Source organism: Streptomyces sp. M-16, assembly GCF_052114405.1.
Classification (GTDB): Bacteria; Actinomycetota; Actinomycetes; order Streptomycetales; family Streptomycetaceae; genus Streptomyces.
In genome coordinates this window covers 1-26,078 of the sequence record NZ_JBFRER010000011.1, presented here as the reverse complement: position 1 = coordinate 26,078, position 26,078 = coordinate 1, and the positions used below count along the sequence as shown (strand labels likewise).

Here is a 26,078-nt window from a genome sequence, read left to right as displayed (position 1 = left end):
GCCATGGGAGCGCCGGGCACGGCACTACCGGTCTTGGTCAGATGGGCTGGGGGCGGCCGAAGAGAAGGTCGTAGCCGACGGGGAGCTGAAGCAGGACCTGCCCGGTCAGGTCCTCGCCTGCCGTGTCGGCGACGGTGGACAGCACGGCGCTGACGTCCCACGTCGCGGTCTGCTCGGTGGCGCCCTCGATCCAGGCGGCTGTCGCGCGGACGAATCGCTCGGGGGGAAGTGGCTCGGTGCTCTGCAGCGGGTTGAGCAGGATCAGGGCGAAGCCCTCCGGAAGGCGTGCCGCGAGCTGGGCGCGCACTTCACCGATCAGGTGTGCGCCGAGCAGGGCGAGTACCACGCGCGCCGCGCGCTCGGCTTCCTCCGCGGTGTCGTATTCGCCGCGTTCCTTCACACGGTCGAGGAACGGTTCGTGTCTCAAGGTCATCAGCCGCCGCCCCTTCGTGTCGTCGGTTCCACAGGGGTGCGGAGGGCGGGGAGGGGGAGACCAGGTGGGCGTCCTCCGCACCGGTTCCGGACGGGCTCAGCCGGAGATCTCCTTGCGGCCGGAGCCGACACCGATGGAGACCTTGCGGGGCTTGGCGCGCTCCGCGATCGGGATGCGCAGGGTGAGAACGCCGGCGTCGTAGTCGGCCTGGATGCGTTCGGTGTCGAGGGTGTCGGCGAGCACGATCTGGCGGGAGTAGACGCCCAGCGGCCGCTCGGACAGTTCCATCTTTACGTCGTCGAGCTTCGCCGTCGGCCGTCGCTCGGCCTTGACGGTCAGCATGTTCCGCTCGACGTCGATGTCGATCGCGTCCGCGGTCACGCCGGGGACGTCGAAGGCCACCACGTACTCGTCACCCTCGCGGTAGGCGTCCATCGGCATCACCGACGGCTTCGACCAGGTACCCGGGCCCATCAGCTGCTGCGCCATCCGGTCCAGCTCACGGAAGGGGTCAGTGCGCATCAACATCGTGAAACACCTCCAGCAGGTTCGAGCGGTTGCTGCCAATGCGCTGCACAGACCCTGTTGTAACATGTCGTCCAGTGGATGACAATCATGACGTCATCAACTGGATGACATTCCGAGGGAGGTGCCCGTGACCGCAGCCGACCAGCCGTCCGCGGCCAGTACCGAGGCCCCCAGTCCGACGTCCTTCATGGCCGCCGCGGCAGCCCTGGCCGCCATAGACGACGCGTTGCGCGGTGCCCAGAACGAGACCTCCGACGCCGCCGGGCCCGGCCCCGAGCAGGCCCTGGCCTCCCTGATGCTGCTGCGGCAGGTGCGAGAGCAGCTCGCCGGCTGGGAAACCGGCCTGATCGAAACCGCCCGCGACGCAGGCGCCAGCTGGGCCGACCTCGCCCACCCCCTCGGTGTCGCCAGCCGCCAAGCCGCTGAACGCCGCTACCTGCGGGGCCGGCCCGGCCCCGCCGGCACCACCGGAGAGCAACGCGTGCAGGCCACCCGGGAACGCCGCGCCGCCGACCGCACCGCTGCCACCTGGGCCCGCGCCCACGCAGCCGACCTGCGCCGCCTCGCCGGACAGATCACCGCGCTCGCCCACCTCACGCCCGAAGCGCGCTCGGCTCAGGCCGCCCTGCACACCGCTCTCGGCGCCGCGGACGCCGCCGAGCTCATCGCGCCCCTGGCCGGCATGCGTCCCTACCTCGACGCCCGCCACACCGATCTCGCCGACTCCCTGGACGCCCTCGAAGCCCGCCACACAACGACAGCCTCTGACGAAGACTGACTCGCACACGCAGAGTCATCATCCGCACGGTGCGCCCCGCCTGCGCGTCACGCCGACGACGGCGCCCCGTGCCCGAGTCCCATCCGCTCATGACCTTCCGTTGAAAGGACCCAGCATGGCCAGCAGCGTCGAGACGCTGGAATTCCAGGCCGAAACCCGCCAGTTGCTCCGGCTGGTGATTCACTCGATCTACTCGAACAAGGACATCTTCCTGCGCGAGCTGATCTCGAATGCCTCCGATGCCCTGGACAAGCTGAGGCTGGCATCACTGACCGACGCCAGCCTCACCGAGAACGGCACCGCTGACCTGCACATCTCGCTGGAGGTCGACAAGGACGCCCGCACCTTGACCGTCCGCGACAACGGCATCGGCATGACCCGGGACGATCTCGTGGAGCTGATCGGCACGATCGCCAAGTCCGGCACTGCCAGCCTGCTGGAAAAGATCAAGGAGTCCAAGGACGTAGCCACTGCGGAGAGTCTGATCGGACAGTTCGGCGTCGGCTTCTACTCGGCGTTCATGGTCGCCGACAAAGTCACCGTGCGCACCCGGCGGGCCGGCACCGACTCCGGCACCCAGTGGGAGTCCGACGGCGAGGGCTCCTACACCATCCAGGCCGCCGACGACCTCCCCGTCGGCACCTCGGTCACCCTGCACCTAAAGCCCGCCGACAGCGAGGACGGACTCGCCGACTACCTCTCCGAACCGAAGATCCGGCAGATCGTCAAGCGCTACTCGGACTTCATCCGCTGGCCGATCCGCATGGCCGCCGACCGGCCCGACGCCGACGGCGATACCACCACCGACCTCGACACGCTCAACTCGATGAAGGCGCTGTGGGCCCGGCCTCGCAGCGAGGTGACCGAGGACGAGTACAACGAGTTCTATCAGCAGATCAGCCACGACTGGCTGCCCCCGGCCGAGACGATCCACATGCGCGCCGAAGGCACCTTCGAATACGAGGCGCTGCTGTTCATCCCCTCGCAGGCCCCCTTCGACCTGTACTCCCGCGAGTCCAAATCCGGCGTGCAGCTGTACGTCAAGCGGGTGTTCATCATGGACGACTGCGAAGCGCTCATGCCCCACTACCTGCGCTTCGTCAAGGGTGTGGTGGACGCCCACGACCTGTCGCTGAACGTCTCCCGCGAGCTCCTCCAGCACGACCGCCAGATCCAAGGAGTACGCCGACGCCTGGTAAAGAAGGTCCTCGGCGCGATCAAGGACATGCAGTCCAAGGACGCAGAGCGCTACAGCAAGGTCTGGGCCCAGTTCGGCCGGGCACTGAAGGAGGGCCTGCTCGAGGACACGGACAACACCGAGGCCCTGCTGGAGCTGGTGTCGGCCGCCTCCACCCACGACCCGGAGAAGACCACCACGCTGCGCGAGTACGTCGAGCGCATGAAGGACGGCCAGGACACCATCTACTACCTGACCGGCGAGACCCGCGCCATGGTGGAGAACTCCCCGCACATGGAAGCCTTCGCCGCCAAGGGCTACGAGGTGCTCATCCTTACCGACCCCATCGACGAAGTGTGGGTCGACCAGGTCCCCGCCTTCGACGGCCATCGTCTGCAGTCCATCGCCAAGGGCCAGGTCGACCTCGACCAGACCGCCGACGGCGAGAACGAGACCGACGCCGACAAGGCCCAGCGCGAGCAGGACTTCGCCGCCCTACTGCCCTGGCTGACCACCACCCTGTCCGACCACGTCAAGCAGGTACGCCTGTCATCACGCCTGACCACCTCGGCAGCCTGCATCGTCGGCGACGCCCACGACGTGACACCCACCCTGGAAAAGATGTACCGGGCCATGGGCCAGCAGATGCCCACCGTCAAACGAATCCTGGAACTCAACCCCACGCACCCCCTGATCACCACCCTGCGCACCGCACACCACGCAGGCACCGACGACTCAGCGTTGACAGAGATCGCCGAGCTGATCTACGGCAGCGCACTGCTCGCCGAAGGGGGCGACCTGCCCGACCCGGCCCGCTTCACCCGGCTGCTCACCGACCACCTGACCCGCACGCTGTAACCACGGAAGCAGCCCGGCACAGAGGAACCCGTCTGCTCCGGCCCCCGTTCGGGGCGCCGGAGCAGACGGACGCGCGACAGGCGCGGGGAGGACACGATCCGCGTCAACCCACCGTCCGCACCTTGAAGCCTTCGTGAAACCCCGAGGTCCTGGCGGCGGTGGGGCAGAGCCGGACGATGCCCCGGCGTGCGATGCGGTGGCGGATGCCGCGTTTGCGGAGCCGGCGGCGCAGGTGGTCGTAGTCGTAGCCCTTGTCTGCGTGGAGCTTGCCGGGCCGCCGTCGACGAGGTCCTCGTCGGGACCGGATCGGCGGGATGCCCCGCACGAGCGGTTCAAGACCGAGTCTCTCGTGCATGTTGGCGCCGGAGATGCCCAGGGACAGCGGCAGTCCGCTCCTTTCGGTGATCAGGTGGATTTTCGATCCAGGCTTGCCACGGTCGGTCGGATTCGGTCCCGTCAAAGGCCCCCTCACCCGCCCTTCGCGTCGACGCCCCAGGCCCGGGCCCAGGCCGATGAGAAGGCCGGTCCGCCCGGCTCGACCCCGGCGGCACCGGAGTCGGCCGCGCCACCGTCCTCGGCGCCGCCCGGCAGCCCGTCGGGTACGCCGTCCCCCGGGGCTCCCCCCGCCCAGGGCGCGGCGCAAGGTGGCGCCGCCGGCACGGGGCAGGGTGCGGCGGGCGGCACCCAGACCGGCGTGGCGGGAGGCACCGCTCCCGCAACGGGCACCGCTGCCGGCCCCGGCCCGGGTACGAGCGCCGGCAGCGGCCCGCAGAACGGCTCGAGAACCCCGGGCGGTGGCGGGGGCAACCCGGGCGGCGGAGCCGGTGGCGCGACCTCCCCGGCCGCCCCACCTCCCGCCTCCGGCACCCACCGCTACCGCAACGGCGACTACGGCGGCGGTTGCCTCGACCTGGGCATGGCCAGCGGCCTGGTCACCTCCTCGTGCGCCGGGGAGGCGTCGCAACGCCGGACGCAAAGCTAGGCCCTGTCGTCGAAGTCCCTTCCCCGCGCGCTGCCGAAGCCGAATCCCCCGGAGTGGAAAAGTGTTTGACGCCCGTCGGCGGCCGGTGGTCGGATGACTGCCATGAGCGCAGGTCAGACGCATCCCGGCCGCTACCCCGTCGACGACGGCCTCGTCCGGCGGTTGATCGCCGGACGGTTCCCCCGGTGGGCGGGGCTGCCGGTGGAACGATGGCCCTCCGGTGGCACGGTCAACACCGTGTACCGGCTGGGCGATGACATGGTCGTGCGGCTGCCGCTGGTACGGGGCGGGGTCGAGGACCTGCTGAGGGAACGGGAGTTGCTGCCCCGCCTCGCGCCGCACCTGCCCACGCGCATCCCGGAGGTGCTCGGGGGCGGGGAGCCGTCGCAGGGGTACCCGTGGCCGTGGTCGGTGTACCGGTGGCTGGCCGGGCGGCATCCCGAAGAGGGCGCGTTGGACGAGCCCGTGTCGCTCGCCGAGGACCTGGCCGCGTTCGTGACGGCGATGCGGGGCGTCAGGCTGCCGGGCGGGCCGAACGCACACCGCGGCGGCCCCCTCGCCACGCTCGACGAGGAAACCATGGCCGCGATCGGGGAACTGCGCGGGATCGCGGAGGAGGGTGTCGACTGCGATGCCGTCACCGCCGTATGGCAGGAGGCGCTGCGCGCCCCGTCCTGGGACGGCCCGCCGGTATGGCTGCACGCCGATCTCATGCCGGGCAACCTTCTGGTCGAGGGCGGCAGACTGGCCGCGGTGATCGACTTCGGGTGCGCGGGGACGGGAGATCCCGCCTGCGACCTGTTTCCCGCGTGGAACCTGCTGCCGCCCGAGGGCCGAAAGACCTTCCGCGAGGCGCTGGCCGTGGACGACGCGACCTGGACGCGGGGCCGGGGGCGGACACTCTCCCAGGCGCTCGTCGCGCTGCCCCACTACCGCAAGACCAACCCCGCCATGGCCCACAACGCCCGGCACGTGATCCGGGCGGTCCTGGACGACGTCTGAGGCGACCGGGCCCCGCGTGCCGGGCCGGGTCGCCCGGTCAGCCCACCGGTACCCGGGCCAGGGACGCGGGCGCGGGCGCGGTCAGCCGGTCGGCGCCCGGCGGGACGGGGACCGACGCGAAGATCGCGTCCTGCTGCTCCTGGAGCTCCCGCTTCCGCTCGGGGGCCGTACCCGGAAGGCGCTGCTCCTCGTAGAGCTCGTGGGTGGCTTCCTGGGCCCACTTGGAGGCCGGGGTGTGGAACTGGACCTCGAAGAGCTGCCCGGAACCCGAGGCCCGCCAACCGGTGTTGAGCCCCTTGTACCCCGAGGCGCGGTCCCAGGTGTTGGACCATTTCGTGCTGTCGTCGCCCCACGCGGACAGCGCCTTCGAGGCTTCGGTGACTCCGTGGGTGTAACGGTCGTCTCCCCACTGGAGCGTGTAGCGCACCGCGTCGCCGAGCGTGGCGAGCACGGAGTCGGCGCTCTGCCCGGGGTGTTCCCTCAGTGAGGTGGCGACCTTGCGCTTGAGGGAGTCGGGGGATTTGAGCCGGTTCTCGAAGCCGATCACCTGCGCCCCCGCCATCCAGGCCACCGCCCGTACCCGGGGGCTGATGGCGCGTTCCGCCCGCCGGGCGTTCTGCGTGTACGCGTCGACGCGTCGGTTGTCGGCCGGGCTCAGCGAGAGCCCGTCCTCGCCGCTCCAACCCCCGTCTTCCGCGTGCCGTGCCGAGGCCGTGGGGGAGGTGTGCCCGGTGATCGGGCCGGCGCCGACGGCCGTGGTGACACCGCTCCCGAGCGCGGTCGCCAACGCGGCCGCGATCGCGGCGCGGGTGAGGGTACGGGTGATGTTCATCCGCCTGGGTCCTGCCTTCGCGTGGGCCATCGGTACGCAGGACACAACCGACGGGACGGGGCCGAAGTGTCTCCTCCGCGCGATCCCGATGATCTTTGGCCGGTTTCGGTTCGGCCGTTCGCGGCACGGCCGGCCGAACCGCCGACGGCCGGGAACCGAACGGGGGACCCGGGTCGTCGTACCGTTCATGATCGAAAGCACCGACCTCCCCTTCGACCGGCTCGCCGACGCCTGTCGACAGATCCACGACAGGTCCCCGGCGGCCGAAGCGGACCCCCTCGTCCTGGAGTGCTCGCGCAGGCTCCTCGCCGACCCGGGCGGGGAACAGGCCCACGTGGGGGTGGGCGCTCTCGTGGCGATGTCGGGCTACCTCGCGTGGCGCCCCGGGCCGACCGCCGAGCGCGCCGCCCTCGACGCGTTGCGCGCCGCGGCGAAGGCCCTGGGGGAGCGGCCCTGTTCGCACGACCGTCATCCGTACGAGAGCGAGATGGACGCGCTGGAGGACGAGATATGGGCCGGCGATACCGGGCTGCTCGATGAACTGCCCTCGGGCGCAGCGGACTTCGACGCCGAGCGGGTGCTGTGTCCGGGCAACGTGGCGGGCTGGGCCCGCCTCGCGCAGGACGTGATCGCCCCGTTCACCGTCCGGCGCATACCCGCAGGAGCGCCCAGGTACCACCGCAGTAACATCAACATCCTTTCGGGCATCGTGAACGACTACCCCTACGACGATCCCCACGAGGTGCTGACGGACGAGGCCGGCTGCCTTCCGTCCCGGCCGACCCGCGGGGTGGCGGCCGGCTTCCTCGTGACGATGAACGCGACCTGCTGGTACGCGGCATCGGAGAGGATCACCGACCGTTCGGTACCGGAGGCCATGGTCAAGGGCGTGGAGGAAGCCGTCGCGTCGCTGCCCGACGGCCCGTGCGCCCATGGCCCGGACGAACACCCCGACACCGATGATCCGGATCACGCCTCCCGTGTCGGCTACTTGCTGCGCAGCCCCGGCGGACGCGCCGAGATGGCCGAGGACCACGGGTGGGACGAGGAGGACGAGGAGGATGAGGCAGCCGGGGCGGCCGACGAGGACGAGCCCCTGGACGCCTGGGTGTGCCCCGCCTTCCTGCGCGATCTGGCGGAGGAGACCCTCGCCACGCTGAAGGACGCGCTGAAGGGGTTCGAGACGGCGGAGGACGGCGAGGGGAGCGAGGGCCCCCCGTCGAGCTGATCCCCCGTCGGCCGACCGGGCCGGCGCCGGCGGTGGGACGTCGGCCCCGGCATCCGCCGCCCGCATGAGCCGGCCCGCGCTTCCTGCCCAGCGACTTCGAAATGAAGACCCGCTACGGCGTGGCCGTCGACTGGCCGCTCACCTACAACGACCTGGAGCCCTACTACGCGCAGGCCGAGAACGAGCTCGGCGTCTCCGGCAACCGCGCCGAATGGGACACGGCCACCCCGCGCAGCACCGACTTCCCCATGGCCGGCATCGCACCCAGCTTGGCGACGGCCTCGTCCGCGCCGCCCTGGCCGGCATCGACCCGATCGACGGCGTGCCCATCACCGTGGTCACCACCCCACAGGCCCGCAACTCCCGCGACTACCAGGGGCGCAGTGCCTGCCAGGGCAACTCCAGCTGCATCCCGATCTGCCCCTCGGGCGCCAAGTACGACGCCGGCGTCCACGTCCGCAAAGTGCAGGTGCGCACCGGCTGTACCGTCACCCGCCTCGTCCCGCGCCCCGGCACGGCGTCCCCCACCGTCGTCTTCCGGGACTGGACCACCACCGACCGCGCCGAGGAGCAGGTCAACGGGACCCACGTCGTCGTGGCGCTGAACGCGATCGAGACGCCAAAGCTGTGGCTGGCCTCCAACCTGGACAACCGCAGCGATCAGGTGGGCCGCAACCTGATGGACCACCTCGCCGAGGAAGTCGTCGGCCTGTTCGGTCAGCCCGTCTTCCCCTTCCGCGGCCCCCAGTCGACCCTGAGCGTCGAGACCTTCCGCGACGGCGACTGGCGGCGCACCACCGGCGCCTTCCGCATCACCCTCGGCAACGACGGCTGGGGCCGCACCGAAGCGCCCGCCGCCGCCCTCGACAAGATCATGTGGTACCCCGCCGCCAAGCAGCTCAAGCACTACGGGCAGGATCTGCAGGACCGCCTCGCCCACCGGGTGACGCGCATGATGCGCATCGGCTACTCCACCGAACAACTCCCCGACCCCGCCAACCGGGTCACCCTCTCCGACCAGCGCGACGGACTCGACATCCCCCGCCCCAAGATCACCTACAAGATCGACGACTACTCCAAGCGCGCCCTGGCCTACGGGCACTCCGTCGCCCGCCGCCTCTGGCAGCACCTCCAGGACACCGCCGGCGCCGAGAACATCGACCCCCTGCAGCCCACCCTCAAGTACAACGGCGCAGGCCACCCCATGGGCACCACCCGGATGGGCACCGACCGCGCCACCGCGGTCGTCAACGCCGACGGCCTCTCCCACGCACACACCAACCTCTGGGTCGTCGGCTCCTCCGTCTTCCCCACCGCCGGCACCGCCAACCCCACCCTGACCCTGGCCGCCCTCACCCTGCGCACCGCGGACAAACTCGCCGCCACACTCTGAGAGCCGAGCACATGACCGTCACGGCGCGGCTGGTCATCGCCCGCCACGGACAAGCCCGCAGCAACGTCGAAGGCCGCGTCGGCGGCCCCAAAACCTGCACCGGGCTCACCGACACCGGCCGCCGCCAGGCCCAGCTGCTCGCCGCCCGCCTCGCCACGGAGGCACAGGGCGGCGGGAAGGTCTTCGACGCCGTGTATGCCGGGACCCGGCCACGCGTCCACGAGACCGGTGCCATCCTCGCCGAAGCTCTGGGCCTGCCGCTGATCACCGACCCCGGACTCGACGGACCCCGGCACGGGAACGCCGACGGCCGGCCCTGGCGCGAAGTCGAAGACGCCTTCCAGGGTCCCCCCGACGCCCACCCCGACCTGCCCTACGCCCCAGGCTCAGAAACCTGGACCGCTTACCTGGCCTGGGCCGCGACCCACCTCGCCGGACTCCTCGAAGAGCACCAGGGCCAGAACGTCCTGCTGGCCGGCCACGGGGAGACCGTCCACGCCGCCTGCCACCTCCTGCTGAGAATCCCCGCGACGGCCAGCTCCACCATTGGCTTTGCCGCTGACCACACGGCCCTCACCCGCTTCGAGCACCGACGCGACCGCTACGGAAACGAACGCTGGGTCCTGACCGCACTCAACGACACCACCCACCTCACGCCACCCGACCCCACAGCGCCATGAGCAGCGTCACCCAGAGCTACGACACTCGGCAGGCTTGGTTCAGAGAACTGGCCGTGAGGTCGTCCGCAGGTGACCGATGCTGCTGGTGGGGCAACGGCCTTGAGACGACCGCGCTGCGTCCGCCCTGCGCTCCGCGACGGAACTCATCGCGTGGGTGGCCACCCCCTGGGCCCCTGGCCAGCCACTCATGGCTGCTTGCCGCCCTGTCCGCGATGCCTGTATCGGACTTCCGGCGCACGGAGCGGCAACGCCGGCGGTGGCCGGTCTCCGCGAACCGAGTGTGATTTTTCGAGCTACATGACACCGTCGTCGCTGGATGACCTGGGTAAATGCGTGCGAGTTTTCGCGCTACCTGACATCAGAAGGTCAAGGTTGGTTGACCCCTGCTCCGGTTTCTCAGCCGTACTGCCTGCGGACGGTCGCGACATGTTCCCGAGGTAAACCTCCAAGATCCCCCTTGGGGATCTTGGAGGCCGCTGCGGCGGTGTTTCAGTAGCCGATAGTGAAGCGGCGCTGGACGAAGCGGGGCAGTTCCGCCTCGTCAACCAGGGCGACGGCGGCGTCCTCCGCGGAGATACGGCTGCGGCCGTCGGCGTCCCGGACAGCCTGATCGCCGCCGACCCGGAAACGGCCGGTTCGCTCGCCAGGGGCGATCTCCTCGGCGGGGCTGAAGTAGGTCCAGAGTCGGTTCGACGTGCGCAGGACGTTCAGGCCGTCCCGGGCGCCGCGCGCCGCGGCCGCGTACTCGCGGGGCAGCCCCAGCTGATCGAGGGTCTCGTGCATCCGGTCGACGTCGTCAGCAAGAACCACGCCGGGCGCTGTCTCCAGGCTGCCGGCCCCGCCGATCACGATGAGCCGGGTCCTGGGGTGACTCTCCAGGGCCTTGAGCAGCGCCCGGGCTGCGGTGGAATGGACCGTGGGGTCGGCTATGGACCGACGCACGGTGTCTGCGATGTCCTTGGCTGCGTTGCCCGGTTGGAACCCGCTGATCAGCACATCCAGGCCGGGCAGGATCGCGGCGATGCTCGCGGGGTCGAGGACGTCCACGCTGGCCCAGGTGACGTTCGATCGGCTCTCGTTGATCTGCGAGGCGTCGCGGCTCAGTGCCGTGACGCGATGCCCGCGGCCGAGGGCCTCCGTGACGACCCGGCTGCCGATGGTGCCGGTGGCACCGATCACTCCAATGTGCATGGTTCTCCCCTTGTTCATGCCCGGACGTACGGGCTACCGACATATGTTTGGACGCCGTGCGGAAACTATACGCCGTGCAGTTTAGGTACGGCGCTCAATGCTGTGACGCTGTAGACTGAGCGCATGGCGAGCACCGGGACCAGGGGGCGGCGTGAGCGGCTGCGGGCCGAGACGACTGCCGAAATCAAGAGCGTGGCGCTGGAGTTGATGGCCTCGGGAGGCCCCGGAGCGATCACGCTGCGCGCCATCGCCCGCGAGATGGGTATGACCCCCAATGCCATCTACGGCTACTTCGCAACCCGCGACGACCTGGTCACCACGCTCATCAACGACGTGTACACCTCGCTCGCCGACGCAGTCGACGCCGCCTGGGACATCACCCCCGCCACGCACCCGGCCGACCGGGTCCGGGCATGGGCGCATGCCTTTCGTGGCTGGGCTCTGGTCAACCCCGAAGGTTTCCGCCTCATCTACGGCGACCCGGTGCCCGGATACATCGCGCCCGAGGGCGGCGCCGCCCCGGATGCCGCGCAGCGGGTCTGTACGGCCCTGACCGGCCTCGCGGCCGCAGCCTGGCCGCATGCCGAACGTCTCTACGCGGACAGCGACTTCCAGTGGTCCGACTTCGACGCCGGCCTCCTCGACAAGGTCCGCCCCGCCTTCCCCCACCTTCCCCCGGCCGGCGTGGCCCTGGCACTGCGCATCTGGGGCCACCTCCACGGCCTGGTATCACTGGAGATCTACGGCCATCTGCACCACCAGACCGCGAGCCCGGAGAAGCTCTTCCACGAGGAACTGACCCACATCGTCGCTTCCTTGGGTATCGCCCCAAAGGGCTGACGGCCTTCGGGACCGCTGGGCCCGCCAGGCGGGCAACGTTTCGGCCACCTGCTCCTTCCGCAGGCAGTCGACCAGTATCAAAGCCCCCGCCGCATGGCACCGCGCCTCTCGGACAGTTCGGTGCCGGCGCCCGCGCCCTGCACAACCCACGCCCCGGCGAGCGGAACCGCTGGCACTGGTCCGGCGACACTCCCTGACTCCCGCTCGTACGACAAACGGCTCGTTCCCGGGGGCCTCGCTGCCCTACCGCTACGGCATGAAGCAGAAGAAGGCGGTGCAGTCGGCGCCGGACGAACTCCGTGCGGAGGCCGCGGTCAATGAGGTTCCAGGGACGTGCCGGTTCGAGTATGACGACCAGTCCGAGCCCGGCAAGGCGGAATTTCTCCTCGACCCGACGGACGGAGCCGGGCCGAAGCCGCTAGGGGTTGTCTGACAAATGATCACGGATTGGTTCGCGGAGCCAGAGGGTCAGCGAGGCCAGGATGGCTCCGGCGCGGTAGCGGTCGGTGAGCTTGTCGAACTGGTCGCGATCGCGCGGAACTGCTTGAGGCGTGCGAAGCATCGTTCGACCACGTTGCGTTCGCGGTAGATGACCTGGTCGAAGGCGGCCGGCCGGCCGCCGAGGCGCCCTCGGCGCCGGCGGTTGGCCGGCTTGGTCGCGGCGCTCGGGGATCGTGACGGCGATACCCCGACGCCGCAGCAGGTGCCGGATCGCCCGGCTGGAGTAGGCCTTGTCGCCCAGCACCCGCACCGGTGTCGTGCGCGGGCGGCCCGTGGCGATGCGCGGGATGCGGATCCCGTCGAGGACCTGGGCGAACGCGGTGGCGTCGTTGACATTGCCGGGCGTGAGCGCGATGGACGGGGGCAGGCCCCGGCCGTCGACGGCGAGGTGGACCTTGGTGGTCAGCCCGCCTCGGGACCGGCCGAGGGCCTGGCGCGTCTGCGAGCGGCCCGGATCTCCCAGTTCGTCCCCGTCAACGGCCCCCTTTTACGTGCGCCGGCGGCGTGCTGGTGGGCACGGTTGACCGTGGAGTCGACGGCGACGGTCCACTCCACCTGGCCCATCGCGTCGTCGCGGACCTGCGCATGCTCCACCAGCCTTGCCGACGTGCCATCCGCCTCCCAGCGGGCGAACCGCTCGTAGACCGTCTGCCACGGCCCATACCGCTCGGGCAGGTCACGTCACGGAGCCCCGGTCCGCAACCGCCACAGCACACCGTTGACCACCTGCCGGTGACCACGCCACGGCCGACCGCGTCCATCCACCTGCGGGAACAAGGGCTCCATCCGCTCCCACGCCGCGTCCGTCGACCCACCTCGACCTGCCACAAGATCAATTATCAGAGAACCAGGTCAGGACACCGCACTCGACTAACTTCATTGGCAACGGACAACGACGCCGGGCGGCCTGGCCCCGCGTCAGAGCGGTGTTCCCACACAGCACGTGCGGTCACCCGGTATGGAGCGGCCCAGCGCTGCTTGGGACTACCGCGCATCGGTAGTCCCCCGAGCCGGTCCCCGCCCCGCCTCCCGCCCCCTTCCGCCGCGTTGGGGAGGTCCTGCTTGCTTTGTGGGTTCACCCCAGTCTAATCTCGTCATTATGACGATAATTGCTCAGCGGCCCCCGCTCCCTGCGGGCATTGACTCCAGGGGCCTCGATCCGCCGCCGCGCGCACGGCCGTGACGTCGAGCACGAGCCCGGAGTCATGCCTGCGCGCGCACCAGCCGCCCGGCGGTCGCCCGCCGCCGGACCACCAGCAGAGATGGACGCAAGGCGGTCCCCATTTCAACGCTGCGGCACCCCAGCGCCTGATCCCTGATGCGCGATCCCTGCTCTCCGATCGACCGCTCGTGCACTTCATACCCTCGAAGACTCCGGCGCTCGTGGCGCCGCGTGCCGACGCGAAGAAGACGCGTCGATCGAAGTGTGAACTCGGATGGCGCAACCCCTCTCCTCCCGGAGAAATCCACCCGCTAGGAGCGTTTCGTGCGCCACCCCAGTCCCCCTCCTCCCTACGCCACGCTGCACCCTGTTCTCCTCCACGGCCACGGTGGCATCGACAATGACCTCAGGACGGAAAAGTGAGCATGTTCGGAATTCCGGTAAATCCCTTCGACCTCTCCGAAGAAACGCTGAGCCGAATATCCGCCGATGACTCATGGGCCCCGACCGAGTCGGAGATCCCACACGTCGATGCCAGGGTGATTCGCCACTTCCTCACTCCGGCTGAAGTGGAGGTATTCGCGGCCGAACTCGCTGCCCAGCGCTTTGTGCCGGTGGGTCTGGACGGCATTGCCGCCAACTACGCAGAGGGAGATCCGGTCGGCTCTCTCCGTGCCACGGCTGACTCCGAAGTCTTGGCGGCAGAGTTCTACCGCCGGCTGCGGACGTTTCTGTCGTTTGAAGTAGGACCGGACGATCCGACGGATTCAGACGGAAGGGCCTGGAAGCCGGCGTCCGTCAATCCGCGTATGCGCTTCATCACGTACGAACACGGCGGATTGCTTGTCCCGCACTACGATTCGCCCTATTTCGCCCCCGACGGAACGCGAACTCACCTGACGGTCGTCGTCTACCTGTCGTATGAGGCAGTGGGCGGAGAAACGCGGTTCATCGCCGACAAGCAGAACGACCTTCCCTTTGCGCAACGCGACTTCTCGGACTGGCCGCGGCTCGCAGAGCCTGAGGAAATATTGAGCGCCCACCGCCCCGAACCGGGTGATGCGCTCCTCTTCTGGCATCGGACGCTTCACGACTCGGCCCCGCTTCTTGAGGGTACGAAAACAATTCTCAGAACCGACGTGCTCTACGAGCCCATAGACGTGCCTTGAGCAACCGCAAGGCAACCGTCGCACAGGAGGGCCCACGTGGTACCCGCCCGGGCTGGTGACACCGGGTGGGCGCGCAGGGCGGGCTTCGGAATCGACGACGCGGTGTCGGTCTTGGACGGAGCGGTCTGGAGCAACGGAACGATCTCGCCGGTGGACGGGAGTCCGGGTGCGGATTTCGACTCCCGCGGCACCGTCTGCACCAGCCCCCTGCCCACTGCCGGAGCGGGCTCACCGACAGGGCGCTAGGGAGCGTCGCTTCGGTCGGGGTCGGGTCCGGGGCCGGTGTCGGGGCGCCGGGGGGTGATCCGTCGGCGGCGGCGCAGCAGCAGGGTGGTGGCACCGCCCGCCGCGACGAGCAAGGCGGCGAGGACCAGGGGCGTTGCCGCCCGGTCGCCCGTCGGGGAGGTTCCGACGGTGCCGTTGACGACCATCTCGATCGGGACCGAGTTGTCGGCGGGCTCGGTGTCGCCCGGCGGGACCGGTACCCAGACCCTTCCCYGGGCGCCGGGGACCTCGCGGTCGATGCGCACGGCGAGCATGGTCCGGTCCCCCGCCCGTGCACAGGCGAACTTCCGCGAGGTCACGTCGGCAGGATGGCACCAGCCTTCCTCCGAAGGGAAGGAGCCCGGTTTCGGCGCGGGGGCGACGGAGGTCCCCTGGGGCAGTTCGACCTGCACCTCCTTCACCGTGGCGGGCATGGGGATCTCGATCCGGGCGACACCACCGAGCGCGCCGTCGATCCTCACCGGCTGTTTCCCGAAGTGCGGGCCGGCGGGGGCGTCCTGCGAGCGGAACCCCATCACCGCCGAGGTGCCCTCGGCGACCGCGGTCGCCCGCGTCTCCTGGAGCTCGAGCGGGGGGCCCGAGCCCTTCGGCATCGCCCGGTAGCCCGCGATCTCGGAGTCGGGCAACATCTCGACCGGGGAGACGACGTACTGGTACATGCCCTGGGTCCGGCAGCACTTCTCGTTCGCGGCCCGGAGTTCGGCGTCCGTGGCGTACCACTGTCCCGGGCGGACCGGCCCCGTGAACTCGCAGTAGACGTCGGTGCCGGATTCCGAGTAGTGGCAGTTGCCGAAGTCGCGGGAGAAGCGCAACGCGGGCCTGTCGCGCTGCGGGAGCGTGTCGGCCACCCACATCCGCAGCACCACGGCGCCGGGCGTCGGCCCGCCCGTGTTCACGAACGCCGGCCTGATCGGGGGAGCCGGGTCGAGGGCCGATGTCGCCGGCAACGTAACGTCCGGGAACGAGCGCGCGACGAACTTCGGCACACCTATGTGAATCTTCGTCGAGGCGGCGGGCGGCAGGCCCGGGCGGCCCGTGTGGCGGACCGTGACGACACCGGCGTACCCGAGCGGCGCGGACGGCCGGGCCACCAGCGAGAACGGCGCGTCCGACAGGTGCCCGCCGCTTCCCGGACGACAAGTGACCTGGTCGCCCGAGAGGGCGCATCCGTCGTCCACCCGGACGATCCCGACCTTGTCCGCGACCGCGGAGAGGTCGTACGCGGCGACGAGACCCTCCTCGCTCGCGCCGCCCGGCACAGGGCCGGCGGCCCTGAAGAGACCGTCCGCCTGGGCGGTGGGCGACCCCTCGGCCGGTACGAAGAAGTCGGACGCCTGCCGCGGTAGCGGTGCGGGAGGCGGACCCGGCGCTGCCCACACGGCCGGACCGGAGCCCAGCACCAGGACCACCGCCGCCAGCACCCCTCGTACCGTAGGACGCGTGCGCCCCTTACGACCGCCGGTCACGACTCTGTGCGTGACGGGTGTGCGAGCGGCGCGGCCGCCCCGCGATGCCTGATGTTGACGACCGAAGCCTTGGCCAGCGCCACGGGGTTCAGGAATCGCATCGGGCCGATCAGGCGGGACGCGAACAGGTGCATGTGCCGCGCCAGCGACACATCGCGCGCCGCCGCCGAGAACATCAGCCGTTCCACGGGATTGAACGGGCGGCCCGTGGCGAAGTCGACGGCCAGGAACTGGTGACCGCGCAGCCGGCGCCGGTGTCTGCGCGCGTACGCCACGAGCGACCTGTCGAGGTCGCCCCCGCCGGTCGCGGCCGGGGCGACCGCCTCCGCCAGCCATCGCGCGGACTGCAGCGCCCACCCGCATCCCACCCCCCACAGGGGGTCGCCGGTCAGGGCGGCGTCGCCGATGAACGCGAGGCCCGGTGCGGTCGGCTTGCGGCTGTGCAGCGGGTAGTTGACCGTCCCGGTGATCTTCGTGATGCGCTCGGCGGAGTCGATGGGCGGCGCCTCGGGCAGGTTGCGGACGAATTCGAGGAAGCTGCCCTCCAGGTCTTCCCGGAAGGCCGGCAGCCGCTTCTTGTGCGGGAGCACCGCGACGACCGTCACCCCGTCGTCGTTGGCGAACGCGTACGCCATGTCGGGGTCGAGGAACCACGCCTGACTGATCCCGTCGCGCAGCGGAAGGTTGCGGAAGTGCGMGAGATAGCCGAACCGCGCGTTCTCGTACAGCCGGGCGGGCACCCCGGCGAACCTCGCGACGGCCGAGTCCTTGCCGTCGGCGCCGACCACCAGGCGGGCCCGTATCTCGCGCTCGCCCTGTGGAGTCGACGCGCGCACCCCCAGGGTCCGCCCGACTTCCCGCACCAGCCCGGTCACCTGGTGACCGAGGAGGAGGTCGACGCCAGGGGTCTGCGCCGCGCGGGACCGGATCAACGGGTCGAGGGTGCTGCGCCGAACGTTGTACCCGTACGGCATTTCGGGGCCGACCGCCCCGGCCCACGGTTCGATCCAGCCCCAGCGGGTGTACCAGCGGGCCTTGTTGCGGACGGCCCCCGCCTTCTCGAGGGCGGGGAGAAGACCGAGTTCCTCCAGCACCGGGGAGGCGCTGGCCGTGAGGGAGTGGGTGCAGAGCGCCTTGTACGCTTCGGGGTCCGAGCGGCGTTCCAGCAGTGCGACGCGGACACCGCGTCGAGCGAGCAGGATCGCCGCGGCGCTGCCGGCGAGGCTGGCTCCGCTGATGACGACGTCGTAGTCGTCTCCGGCGCTCTCAGGCTTGGTCATGTGCCGATCGCTCCCTTCGTGGTGCGTTCCCGTTCGTGGAGTGTCGCAGTGCCGGTGCTGTCAGGCACATGACCAAGCGTAGAACTGTGGACCGGATGCTCCTCAGAGTTGTTGTCGGTACTTGTGCAGGGCCGCGCCGGAGCGGAACCGGAGCCGCCCACAGCGTTCCCTGTCCTCGTCCGTGGCCTCCTCGGTGCAGCAGCAGTGCCGCGTCAGCCACTGAAGGTCTTCAGGCTCGAGCCACAGGGCTATACGGCCTCGCGCGGCCTCGGCGCGCGGATCCGTGGGTGGGGTCGTGGATGGAGTCGTGGTCATGTCCTCGACCCTATGGTCAGGAACCGTTGGGCCCTGTCGTCGAAGTGCGCCCGGCCCTCGCACGTCCCCGGGCCGCCGGCTCGGACGGTGGGGGCCATGGGAGGAGCAATTGTGCTGCCGCGCTGCGTGCCTTCCCCGAGCCGTCCGCCCCGCGCGCCATGCTCGACGGCACGAGCCGGTCTTCGGCTACCTGCGGCGGAAGGCGTGAAGGGTGCTGCTGGCGAAGAGGAGGGCGCGCATCGCCCTCAGGGCGCGGCGCTCGGCCGGGCGGTCGTTCTCGGCGCTCGACGCCCGGCTGCCGCTGGCCGACCTGGTGAAAGGGGGCCTGCGGAAGGCCTTCCCCGACCACTGGTCCTTCCTCCTCGGCGAGATCGCGCTCTACGGCTTCGTCGTGCTCCTGCTGACCGGCACGTACCTGGCGCTGTTCTTCCAGCCGTCCATGGGCGACGTCACCTACGCCGGCCCCTACGGTCCCCTCCGCGGCCTGCGCGTCTCCGAGGCCTACGCCTCCACCCTGCGCATCAGCTTCGAGGTGCGCGGCGGCCTGCTGATCCGCCAGATGCACCACTGGGCGGCTCTCGTCTTCGTCGCCGCCATCGGCGTGCACCTGCTGCGCGTCTTCCTCACGGGTGCCTTCCGCAGGCCACGTGAGCTCAACTGGGTGGTCGGCCTCACGATGTTCCTGCTGGCCCTGGTCGAGGGCTTCGCCGGCTACTCGCTCCCCGACGACCTGCTGTCCGGCACCGGCCTGCGCACGGCCCAGGGCATCATGCTGTCCGTGCCCGTCATCGGCACGTACCTGAGCTTCTTCGCCTTCGGCGGCGAGTACCCGGGCGAGGACATCGTGTCCCGGCTGTACCCCGTGCACATCCTCCTCGTCCCCGGCCTGCTGCTCGCCCTGGTCACGCTCCACCTCCTGCTGATCGTCCACCTCAAGCACACCCAGTGGGGCGGACCCGGCAGGACCGGCCGCAACGTCGTCGGCAAACCGTTCTTCGCCCACTACATGGCGAAGTCGGCCGGACTCTTCTTCATGGTCGCGGGCGTGCTCGGGGTGGTCTCGGCGGTGGCGCAGATCAATCCGGTCTGGGCGTACGGCCCGTACCGGACCGACATCGTCTCCACGGGCTCCCAGCCCGACTGGTACGTGGGCTTCCTGGAGGGCGCGCTGAGACTGATGCCCGGGGCCGAGACCAGGCTGTGGGGCCACACCCTCAGCTGGAACCCCTTCGTGGCCGGAGTCCTGCTCCCCGGCGCCCTGTTCACCGGGCTGTACGCGTACCCCTTCGTCGAACGCTGGATCAGCCCGGACAAGGGCGAGCACCACCTGTGCGACCGGCCGCGGCACCGGCCGGCCCGCACCGCCCTGTGCGCGTCCGTGCTCTCGGCCTACACGGTGCTGCTCCTCGCGGGCGCGCAGGACTTGTTCGCATTCATCTTCGACCTCCCCCTGCCGGGACTCACCTGGGCCCTGCGGGTCGCCCTGCTGGTCCTGCCGGTCGGGACCTTCTGGCTGACCCGGCGCATCTGCCTGGCCCTGCAGCGGCGGGACATCGGCCTGCTGAGGCGGGGTGCGCAGACCGACCAGGTGCACCAGACGGTCGAGGGCGGATACCGCCCCGTGCACCGGGCCCTGAGCGCCGAGGAGCGCTATCCGCTGCTGGTGCTCCGGCTCCCCGGGCCCGTCCGCCCCCCTCCCGCACCCACCACCGGCGAGCGGCGGCCGCGGCGTGTCGTGCGGCGGCTGCGGACGGCTCTGAGCCACTGGTACCACGAGGACGGGCTGCGCCCCTCCCTGTCGGAGGAGGACCGGCGCACGGTCGACGCGATCCTCGCCGGGCCGGGCGACCGGGAACCGGGACCCGGGGACTGACCCGCGCGGCCGGTCACGAACTCCCCTCCCCGGACCGGAAGACGAAGCCGAAGATGCCGGGGACGAGGACGCCGAAGCCGATGAGGGCCAGCCACAGGCCCTGTACGACGCCCAGGCCCACCAGGGCCGTGCCCGCGGCCGAGACCGCGGGGGCGTAACTGCGCGCGGGAAAGGAGAACCGCCGGTCCGCCGCCTCCCGGACCTGTGCGCCCTTACGGTCCTCCGGCCGGTAGCCGCCCCGGCCGAACTGCCGCCACAGGAAGGCCGCGATGAGCGCGGACATCAGGAAGGACACGGCGAGGGCGGCGACCCCGGCCGGGTCGTTCGAGAACCAGGTGTAGATGCCGCCGGTCACCGCGAAGAACACCGCGACGCCGCTGAAGAGCCATGCCTCGGCCTTCATCCCGCCCTCACCTCCGGGTGGTGCAGGTCGAAGGCCGGTGAGTCGGAGCGGATGCGCGGCAGGGCGTGGAAGTTGTGCCGGGGCGGCGGGCAGCTCGTGGCCCATTCGAGTGAACGGCCCCAGCCCCAGGGGTCGTCGGAGTCCACCCTGCGCCCGTACCGGGCGGTCCTGGCCACGTTGTACAGGAACGGCAGCGTGGACAGGCCCAGCAGGAAGGAGCCGAGGGTGGACAGAGTGTTGAGGAGGGTGAATCCGTCCGCGGCCAGATAGTCGGCGTACCTGCGCGGCATGCCCCGTTCGCCGAGCCAGTGCTGGACCAGGAAGGTCAGCTGGAAGCCGGTGAACAGGAGCCAGAAGTGCACCTTCCCGAGGCGTTCGTCGAGCATCTTGCCGGTGAGTTTGGGCCACCAGAAGTAGAAGCCCGCGAACGTGGCGAAGACGATCGTGCCGAAGAGCACGTAGTGCAGGTGGGCCACGACGAAGTAGCTGTCCGTGAGGTGGAAGTCCATCGGGGGCGAGGCGATCAGCACGCCCGTGAGCCCGCCGAGGAGGAAGGTGACGAGGAAGCCGACGGACCACAGCATCGGTGTCTCGAAGGACACGGAGCCGTTCCACATCGTCCCGATCCAGTTGAAGAACTTCACGCCGGTCGGGACGGCGATGAGGAAGGAGAGGAGGGAGAAGAACGGCAGCAGCACCGCGCCGGTGGCGAACATGTGGTGGGCCCATACGGTCGCGGACAGCCCGGTGATGGCGATCGTCGCGCCGACCAGGGCGGCGTAGCCGAAGATGGGCTTACGGCTGAACACCGGCAGGATCTCGCTGACGATCCCGAAGAAGGGGAGCGCCACGATGTACACCTCGGGATGGCCGAAGAACCAGAACAGGTGCTGCCACAGCAGCGCCCCGCCGTTCGCCGCGTCGAAGACGTGGGACCCGAACTTCCGGTCGGCCTCCAGTACGAGCAGGGCCGCGGTCAGGACGGGGAAGGCCAGCAGCGCCAGGATCGAGGTGAACAGCACGTTCCAGGTGAAGATCGGCATCCTGAAGAGGGTCATGCCGGGCGCGCGCAGGCAGACGATCGTGGTGATGAAGTTGACCGAACCCAGAATGGTGCTCAGCCCCGAGACGGCCAGCCCCATCACCCACAGGTCCGCGCCCACCCCCGGGGAGTAGACGGCCCCGTTGAGCGGCGCGTAGGCGAACCAGCCGAAGGACGCCGACCCGCCCGCCGTCAGGAACCCGCTGACCACCGTCAGTCCGCCGAAGAGGTAGACCCAGTAGGTGAAGGCGTTGAGCCGGGGGAACGCCACGTCCGGGGCGCCGATCTGAAGGGGCATCACCGCGTTGGCGAAGCCGGTGAAGGTCGGGGTGGCGAACAGCAGCATCATGATCGTGCCGTGGACGGTGAAGAGCTGGTTGTACTGCTCGTGGGAGACGATCTGCATGCCCGGGCGGGCCAGCTCGGCCCGCATGAGGAGGGCCAGCACGCCGGCGAAGAGGAAGAACGCGAACGCGGTGACCAGGTACATGTTGCCGATCACCTTGTGATCGGTGGTCGACAGCAGCCGCAGAACGGTGTGGCCCGAGGCCGCCCGCCGGTCGGTACCCGCGTCCTGCGCCGCCGGATCCGGCGCTCTGTCGACCGAGACCATGGGGGCTCCAGGGGTACGTGCGAGGTGGGCGCGCTACGCCGCCCGGCCCACCCTGGCAGCCTCCGTCGGCTCGCGCCGGTATCCGGGCGGCGCGCCGTCCACGGTTAGCCGCATCGGGCCCGGGCGGAGCCCCGCTCGAAGCGTGCCGGCCCGGAGCCGGGGCTCCGCTCAGGCCCTCTTCCTGCCCAGGAACCGTCGCAGCCTCCCCAGCGGCCACGTATTGATGACGTCGTCCGTCGTCAGCCAGCCGCGCTGTGCCGTCGCCACTCCATAGCGCATGTACGCCAGATGGGTCGTGGCGTGTGCGTCGGAGCTCACCGCGAACTTCACGCCGTGCCGTTTCGCGCGCAGGATGTCCTCGTCGCACAGATCGAGCCGCTCGGGATGGGCATTGATCTCCAGCGCCGTGCCGGTCCGCGCACAGGCCTCGAAGACCGCGTCGAAATCGGCGTCGATGGGCGGGCGTTTGCCGATCCGGCGGGTCGTGGGGTGACCGATGACGGCGACGTACGGGTTCTCGCAAGCGCGTACGAGACGGCCGGTGAGTTCCCGTCTGTTCTGGTTGAAGTGGGAGTGGACCGAGGCCACACAGAGGTCGAACTCCGCGAGGAACTCGTCGGGCCAGTCCAGGTCGCCGTCCGGGCCTATGTTGAGTTCCGTGCCGTGCAGCAGCCGCATCTTGTGGTGCGCGCCGTCCAGATCGCGCAGCCGCTCGCGCTGGGCGAGGATCTTCTCGCTGGTCATGCGCTGCATGTACAGGTTCGGGGCGTGGTCGGTGACCGCGTAGTACGCGTAGCCGCGGGCGGCAGCGGCGGCGATCATGTCCTCCAGCGGGGCCAGCCCGTCCGTGAGGTCGGTGTGGGTGTGCAGATCGCCGCGGACGTCCTGCTCCGTCACGAGGCCGGGGAGTTCGCCGCGCAGCCCCGCCGCGATCTCGCCGCGGTCCTCGCGCAGCGTCGGYGGTATCCAAGGCAGTCCGAGCCTGGCGTAGATCGCCTCCTCGGTCTCGGAGGCGACGCTCTCGCCGCTCTCGGCGTCGAAGAGCCCGTACTCGGAGAGCTTGAGCCCTTGGCGTACCGCGAGCGCACGGGTGCGGATGTTGTGGGCCTTGGAGCCGGTGAAGTACTGCAGGCCCGCTCCCCAGGAGGCCGGCGGAAGCACCCGTAGATCCACCTGGAGACCGGTGGCGGTCCGTACGGAGGTCTTCTTCTCCCCGTGTGCGATGACCTCGGCCGTGTGAGGGAGGGCGACGAGGGCCTCCATGAACGGGGCCGACCGGCGCGCTGCCACCAGGATGTCGACATCGCCGATGGTCTCCTTCATCCGGCGCAGGGACCCCGCGTACGCGCACCGGACGCAGCCACGGATGTCCGACATCTCGGCGACGAGCTGCTCGGCGATGTCCATGGCCGCACTGATGAGGATCCGGCCCTCGCCGGCCTTCTGGAGTACGGAGATGCCCTGCAGGATGCTTTCCTCGGTCCGCTCGCCGAAGCCCTTCAGATCGCGCAGCCGTTCCTGGCGGATGGCGTCCTGCAGCTGGCCGACGGAGGTGATGCCCAGCTCCTCGTAGAGGGCCATGGCCTTGCGGGGACCGAGACCCGGGATGGCGATCAGCTCGCGCACGCCGGCCGGAACGGACGCCCTGGCTTCGTCGACCGCGGACATGCGGCCGGTCCGCAGGTACTCCAGGACCTTGTCGGCGACCGACCTGCCGACGTGGGGAATGTCGCGCAGGCCCTTGGCATCGAGTGCCGAGACGTCCTGCGGATAGCCCCCGACGGCGCGGGCGGCCTTCTCGTAGGCGCGCGCCTTGAACGCGTCGCCGCCCCGGAGCGCGATCAGGTCGGCGTACTCCTGGAGCATCGCCTCGACCTGGTCATTGGCCCGGACCATGCTTCCAGGGTGCCCCCGCGCACCCCGGGCGAGCACCCCGGGCACCCGTGCTGCGGTCCCGGCCCGTCCCGCACTCCGTCCCCGACTTGCGCGGGAGCCGCAAATGGGCTTGCTTCGGAGTAGGTGGGTGCGAGGTTTCCGGTACCCCTGCGCAGGGAGTGAACCACCGTGATGTTCACCGATCGCACGGACGCAGGACAACAGCTCGCCGAAGCGCTCCGTCACCTGGTGAGGGAGGATCCGGTCGTCCTGGGCCTGCCCCGTGGCGGGGTCCCGGTGGCCTTCCAGGTGGCGCGTGCGCTGGGTGCCCCGCTCGACGTGATCGTCGTGCGCAAGCTGGGGGTCCCCTCCCACCGTGAACTGGGATTCGGTGCGATCGGCGAGGGGGGCGTGCGGGTCATCAACGACGACATCGTCCGTCTCGGCCGGGTCGGGCATGAGGAGCTCGCAGCGGTCGAGCGCGCCGAGACGGCGGCGCTCGCCAGTCAAGCGCGGCGGTTCCGCGGCGACCGGCCGCGCGTACCGCTCGACGGACGGTCGGTGATCGTGGTGGACGACGGGATCGCGACCGGCGCCACGGCCGCGGCCGCGTGCGAGGTCGTACGGGCGCACGGCTCGGCCCGTGTGGTGCTGGCCGTTCCGGTGGCGCCGCCGGACGCGGTCGCCCGGCTGCGCACCCAGGCCGACGAAGTGGTCTGCCTGTCCACACCGAGCGCCTTCCGCGCTGTCGGCGAGTGGTACCAGGACTTCTCCCAGACCCCCGACGAAGAGGTCCTCACCCTGCTGACGCAGGCCGCCGACCGCGCCGCAGCGCGCCCGCCCGCCGGGGCCCGCGAGGTGGTGGTGGACGCGGGCGGCGTCAGCCTGGCCGGGGACCTCACTCTGCCGGAGGGCGCGGATGCCGTCGTCATGTTCGCCCATGGCTCCGGCAGCAGCCGCCACAGCCCGCGCAACCGGTCGGTGGCGGCGGCCCTGAACCGGGCGGGCCTGGGCACCCTGCTCTTCGACCTGCTCACACCGGCGGAGGAAACCGAACGCCAGAACGTCTTCGACATCGAGACCMTCGGCCGGCGGCTGGCGGACGCCACCCGCTGGCTGCGGCACCTCCGGTCCGTCCCGATCGGCTATTTCGGAGCGAGCACCGGCGCCGCGGCGGCGTTGTGGGCCGCCGGTTCCGCCGACGCGGACATCGGCGCCCTGGTCTCCCGTGGCGGCCGCCCCGACCTCGCCGGGCCACGGCTCGCCGGCGTACGGGCACCCACCCTCCTCATCGTGGGCGGCCGCGACACGACGGTGCTCGGCCTCAACCAGCAGGCCCAGCGGGAATTGCGCTGCGAGAACCGGCTCGAGGTCGTCCCCGGCGCCACGCACCTCTTCGAGGAGCCGGGAGCACTGGACGAAGTGGCCGCCCTCGCCGGGGACTGGTTCACGAAGCACCTGGTGGCACGGGCCCGGTAGCGGGGGGCGTTGCCCCGGCCTGGAGTGCGGCGTCGACATCCCGGCGGCAGGGTTCTAGCCTGGACGGATGCAGGGTGATCTGATCACGCTGTGCCTCGCCGGCGACGTCATGCTCGGGCGGGGCGTCGACCAGATACTTCCGCACCCCGGTGATCCGGCGCTGGCGGAGACCTACGTCCGGGACGCCCGGTCCTATGTCGAGCTGGCAGAGGCCGCGAACGGCCCGATTCCCCGCCCGGTCGGCTTCTCCTGGCCCTGGGGCGAGACGCCGCGGATCCTCGACCTGGCCGCTCCCGATGCCGTGGTGATCAATCTGGAGACCAGTGTCACGCGCAGCGAAGACTTCGCGCCCGGCAAGGCGGTCCACTACCGCATGCATCCCGCCAATCTGCCCTGCCTGGCCGCCGCCCGTCCCGACGTTTGCGTCCTCGCGAACAACCACGTCCTCGACTTCGGCCGCCGGGGGCTCGCGGAGACGCTCGACGCGCTGGCGGACGCCGGGTTCGCCGTGGCGGGGGCGGGACACGAAGCGGACGAGGCCCGTCGGCCGGCGATCGTCCCCGCCGGGGCCGGCCGGCGGATCCTGGTCCACTCCTTCGGCATGCCGTCCAGCGGAATCCCGCCCAGCTGGGCCGCCGCCGCGGACCGGAGCGGGGTCGACTACGTGGCCGAGGCCTCGGAGAGCGCGGCGGC

Annotated in this window: 21 protein-coding genes and 2 pseudogenes; 12 read left to right on the top strand and 11 right to left on the bottom strand. The window is 70.5% G+C overall.

Features of this window, described 5'->3' with window-relative positions:
* Positions 1 to 37: 37 nt before the first annotated feature.
* Both AB4039_RS07920 and AB4039_RS07915 read right to left on the bottom strand, forming a co-directional pair.
* Complete coding sequence (locus AB4039_RS07920) at positions 38 to 433, bottom strand: DUF2267 domain-containing protein (protein ID WP_266846314.1); 396 nt, start codon at positions 431 to 433, stop codon at positions 38 to 40.
* Between the two features lie 96 nt (positions 434 to 529).
* A complete protein-coding gene (locus tag AB4039_RS07915) occupies positions 530 to 961 on the bottom strand; it encodes an Hsp20/alpha crystallin family protein (protein WP_442270361.1) in 432 nt (143 codons plus the stop codon).
* A 127-nt stretch (positions 962 to 1,088) separates the two neighbouring features.
* Here AB4039_RS07915 and AB4039_RS07910 point away from each other — a divergent pair, with 127 nt between their 5' ends.
* Together AB4039_RS07910 and htpG are read left to right on the top strand one after the other, a co-directional pair.
* Positions 1,089 to 1,739 (top strand): type III effector protein, encoded by a 651-nt coding sequence (locus AB4039_RS07910; RefSeq protein WP_442270360.1) that lies wholly within the window; start codon positions 1,089 to 1,091, stop codon positions 1,737 to 1,739.
* Between the two features lie 115 nt (positions 1,740 to 1,854).
* Entirely contained in the window at positions 1,855 to 3,774 is a 1,920-nt protein-coding gene (gene htpG, locus AB4039_RS07905; protein WP_266846311.1) for a molecular chaperone HtpG, read from the top strand.
* A gap of 175 nt (positions 3,775 to 3,949) precedes the next feature.
* On the opposite strand, the pseudogene AB4039_RS07900 reads toward htpG, so the two are convergent.
* A pseudogene (locus tag AB4039_RS07900) lies at positions 3,950 to 4,240 on the bottom strand (transposase); the annotation flags it as partial.
* A gap of 618 nt (positions 4,241 to 4,858) precedes the next feature.
* Between AB4039_RS07900 and AB4039_RS07895 the strand changes: the two are divergent.
* Positions 4,859 to 5,758: an aminoglycoside phosphotransferase family protein gene (locus tag AB4039_RS07895; RefSeq protein ID WP_266846310.1), complete on the top strand. Its 900-nt coding sequence runs from the start codon at positions 4,859 to 4,861 to the stop codon at positions 5,756 to 5,758.
* Positions 5,759 to 5,795: 37 nt separating this feature from the next.
* On the opposite strand, the gene AB4039_RS07890 is transcribed toward AB4039_RS07895, so the two are convergent.
* A complete protein-coding gene (locus AB4039_RS07890; RefSeq protein ID WP_442270359.1) occupies positions 5,796 to 6,590 on the bottom strand; it encodes an ATP nucleotide 3'-pyrophosphokinase in 795 nt (264 codons plus the stop codon).
* Between the two features lie 187 nt (positions 6,591 to 6,777).
* Between AB4039_RS07890 and AB4039_RS07885 the strand changes: the two genes are divergently transcribed.
* The 3 genes from AB4039_RS07885 to AB4039_RS07875 all read left to right on the top strand — a co-directional run bounded on the left by AB4039_RS07885 (position 6,778) and on the right by AB4039_RS07875 (position 9,891).
* On the top strand, positions 6,778 to 7,818 hold the full coding sequence (locus tag AB4039_RS07885; protein ID WP_266846308.1) for a hypothetical protein: 1,041 nt from the start codon (positions 6,778 to 6,780) through the stop codon (positions 7,816 to 7,818).
* Between the two features lie 211 nt (positions 7,819 to 8,029).
* Entirely contained in the window at positions 8,030 to 9,211 is a 1,182-nt protein-coding gene (locus AB4039_RS07880; protein WP_442270358.1) for a GMC oxidoreductase, read from the top strand.
* Positions 9,212 to 9,222: 11 nt separating this feature from the next.
* Positions 9,223 to 9,891 (top strand): histidine phosphatase family protein, encoded by a 669-nt coding sequence (locus tag AB4039_RS07875; protein WP_442270357.1) that lies wholly within the window; start codon positions 9,223 to 9,225, stop codon positions 9,889 to 9,891.
* A gap of 489 nt (positions 9,892 to 10,380) precedes the next feature.
* Here AB4039_RS07875 and AB4039_RS07870 read toward each other — a convergent pair whose 3' ends face one another.
* Entirely contained in the window at positions 10,381 to 11,082 is a 702-nt protein-coding gene (locus AB4039_RS07870) for an NAD(P)-dependent oxidoreductase (RefSeq protein ID WP_442270356.1), read from the bottom strand.
* Positions 11,083 to 11,205: 123 nt separating this feature from the next.
* Between AB4039_RS07870 and AB4039_RS07865 the strand changes: the two genes are divergently transcribed.
* Both AB4039_RS07865 and AB4039_RS07860 read left to right on the top strand, forming a co-directional pair.
* A complete protein-coding gene (locus AB4039_RS07865; protein ID WP_442270355.1) occupies positions 11,206 to 11,922 on the top strand; it encodes a TetR/AcrR family transcriptional regulator in 717 nt (238 codons plus the stop codon).
* A 256-nt stretch (positions 11,923 to 12,178) separates the two neighbouring features.
* The gene (locus AB4039_RS07860) at positions 12,179 to 12,355 is read left to right on the top strand and encodes a hypothetical protein (protein WP_442270354.1); all 177 of its coding nucleotides are present in this window, start codon (positions 12,179 to 12,181) and stop codon (positions 12,353 to 12,355) included.
* On the opposite strand, the pseudogene AB4039_RS07855 reads toward AB4039_RS07860, so the two are convergent.
* Positions 12,341 to 13,251 (bottom strand): annotated as a pseudogene (locus tag AB4039_RS07855) (IS5 family transposase). The gene AB4039_RS07860 and the pseudogene AB4039_RS07855 sit on opposite strands and share 15 nt — an antisense overlap.
* Before the next feature lie 759 nt (positions 13,252 to 14,010).
* On the opposite strand from AB4039_RS07855, the gene AB4039_RS07850 reads away from it, so the two are divergent.
* Complete coding sequence (locus tag AB4039_RS07850; RefSeq protein WP_266846363.1) at positions 14,011 to 14,754, top strand: 2OG-Fe(II) oxygenase; 744 nt, start codon at positions 14,011 to 14,013, stop codon at positions 14,752 to 14,754.
* 242 nt (positions 14,755 to 14,996) lie between these two features.
* Here the strand turns inward: AB4039_RS07850 and AB4039_RS07845 are convergent, their stop codons facing one another.
* Positions 14,997 to 16,460 carry a hypothetical protein gene (locus tag AB4039_RS07845; protein WP_442270353.1) on the bottom strand — a complete coding sequence of 488 codons (1,464 nt, stop codon included), beginning with the start codon at positions 16,458 to 16,460 and terminating at the stop codon, positions 14,997 to 14,999.
* Between the two features lie 41 nt (positions 16,461 to 16,501).
* Entirely contained in the window at positions 16,502 to 17,785 is a 1,284-nt protein-coding gene (locus AB4039_RS07840; RefSeq protein WP_442270352.1) for an NAD(P)/FAD-dependent oxidoreductase, read from the bottom strand.
* Between the two features lie 526 nt (positions 17,786 to 18,311).
* Between AB4039_RS07840 and qcrB the strand changes: the two genes are divergently transcribed.
* A complete protein-coding gene (qcrB, locus tag AB4039_RS07835) occupies positions 18,312 to 19,973 on the top strand; it encodes a cytochrome bc1 complex cytochrome b subunit (RefSeq protein WP_266846298.1) in 1,662 nt (553 codons plus the stop codon).
* A gap of 13 nt (positions 19,974 to 19,986) precedes the next feature.
* On the opposite strand, the gene ctaF is transcribed toward qcrB, so the two are convergent.
* From ctaF to polX, 3 genes are all read right to left on the bottom strand, one after another.
* Positions 19,987 to 20,376 carry an aa3-type cytochrome oxidase subunit IV gene (gene ctaF, locus AB4039_RS07830; protein ID WP_266846297.1) on the bottom strand — a complete coding sequence of 130 codons (390 nt, stop codon included), beginning with the start codon at positions 20,374 to 20,376 and terminating at the stop codon, positions 19,987 to 19,989.
* Positions 20,373 to 22,031 (bottom strand): aa3-type cytochrome oxidase subunit I, encoded by a 1,659-nt coding sequence (gene ctaD / locus AB4039_RS07825; protein WP_442270351.1) that lies wholly within the window; start codon positions 22,029 to 22,031, stop codon positions 20,373 to 20,375. Before ctaD ends, ctaF begins: the two co-directional genes overlap by 4 nt.
* Before the next feature lie 168 nt (positions 22,032 to 22,199).
* Positions 22,200 to 23,927 carry a DNA polymerase/3'-5' exonuclease PolX gene (polX, locus tag AB4039_RS07820; RefSeq protein ID WP_266846295.1) on the bottom strand — a complete coding sequence of 576 codons (1,728 nt, stop codon included), beginning with the start codon at positions 23,925 to 23,927 and terminating at the stop codon, positions 22,200 to 22,202.
* A 168-nt stretch (positions 23,928 to 24,095) separates the two neighbouring features.
* Here polX and AB4039_RS07815 point away from each other — a divergent pair, with 168 nt between their 5' ends.
* A complete protein-coding gene (locus tag AB4039_RS07815) occupies positions 24,096 to 25,385 on the top strand; it encodes a phosphoribosyltransferase family protein (RefSeq protein WP_442270350.1) in 1,290 nt (429 codons plus the stop codon).
* A gap of 67 nt (positions 25,386 to 25,452) precedes the next feature.
* Positions 25,453 to 26,078 (top strand): CapA family protein (locus tag AB4039_RS07810; protein WP_442270349.1); only part of this gene is annotated, 626 nt, incomplete at its 3' end.

Coding starts and splice junctions, on each gene's coding strand:
- AB4039_RS07920 (WP_266846314.1), bottom strand. CDS start 433: ATGACCTTGAGACACGAACCGTTCCTCGACCGTGTGAAGGAACGCGGC.
- AB4039_RS07915 (WP_442270361.1), bottom strand. CDS start 961: ATGTTGATGCGCACTGACCCCTTCCGTGAGCTGGACCGGATGGCGCAG.
- htpG (WP_266846311.1), top strand. CDS start 1,855: ATGGCCAGCAGCGTCGAGACGCTGGAATTCCAGGCCGAAACCCGCCAG.
- AB4039_RS07895 (WP_266846310.1), top strand. CDS start 4,859: ATGAGCGCAGGTCAGACGCATCCCGGCCGCTACCCCGTCGACGACGGC.
- AB4039_RS07890 (WP_442270359.1), bottom strand. CDS start 6,590: ATGAACATCACCCGTACCCTCACCCGCGCCGCGATCGCGGCCGCGTTG.
- AB4039_RS07885 (WP_266846308.1), top strand. CDS start 6,778: ATGATCGAAAGCACCGACCTCCCCTTCGACCGGCTCGCCGACGCCTGT.
- AB4039_RS07880 (WP_442270358.1), top strand. CDS start 8,030: ATGGGACACGGCCACCCCGCGCAGCACCGACTTCCCCATGGCCGGCAT.
- AB4039_RS07875 (WP_442270357.1), top strand. CDS start 9,223: ATGACCGTCACGGCGCGGCTGGTCATCGCCCGCCACGGACAAGCCCGC.
- AB4039_RS07870 (WP_442270356.1), bottom strand. CDS start 11,082: ATGCACATTGGAGTGATCGGTGCCACCGGCACCATCGGCAGCCGGGTC.
- AB4039_RS07865 (WP_442270355.1), top strand. CDS start 11,206: ATGGCGAGCACCGGGACCAGGGGGCGGCGTGAGCGGCTGCGGGCCGAG.
- AB4039_RS07860 (WP_442270354.1), top strand. CDS start 12,179: ATGAAGCAGAAGAAGGCGGTGCAGTCGGCGCCGGACGAACTCCGTGCG.
- AB4039_RS07850 (WP_266846363.1), top strand. CDS start 14,011: ATGTTCGGAATTCCGGTAAATCCCTTCGACCTCTCCGAAGAAACGCTG.
- ctaF (WP_266846297.1), bottom strand. CDS start 20,376: ATGAAGGCCGAGGCATGGCTCTTCAGCGGCGTCGCGGTGTTCTTCGCG.
- ctaD (WP_442270351.1), bottom strand. CDS start 22,031: ATGGTCTCGGTCGACAGAGCGCCGGATCCGGCGGCGCAGGACGCGGGT.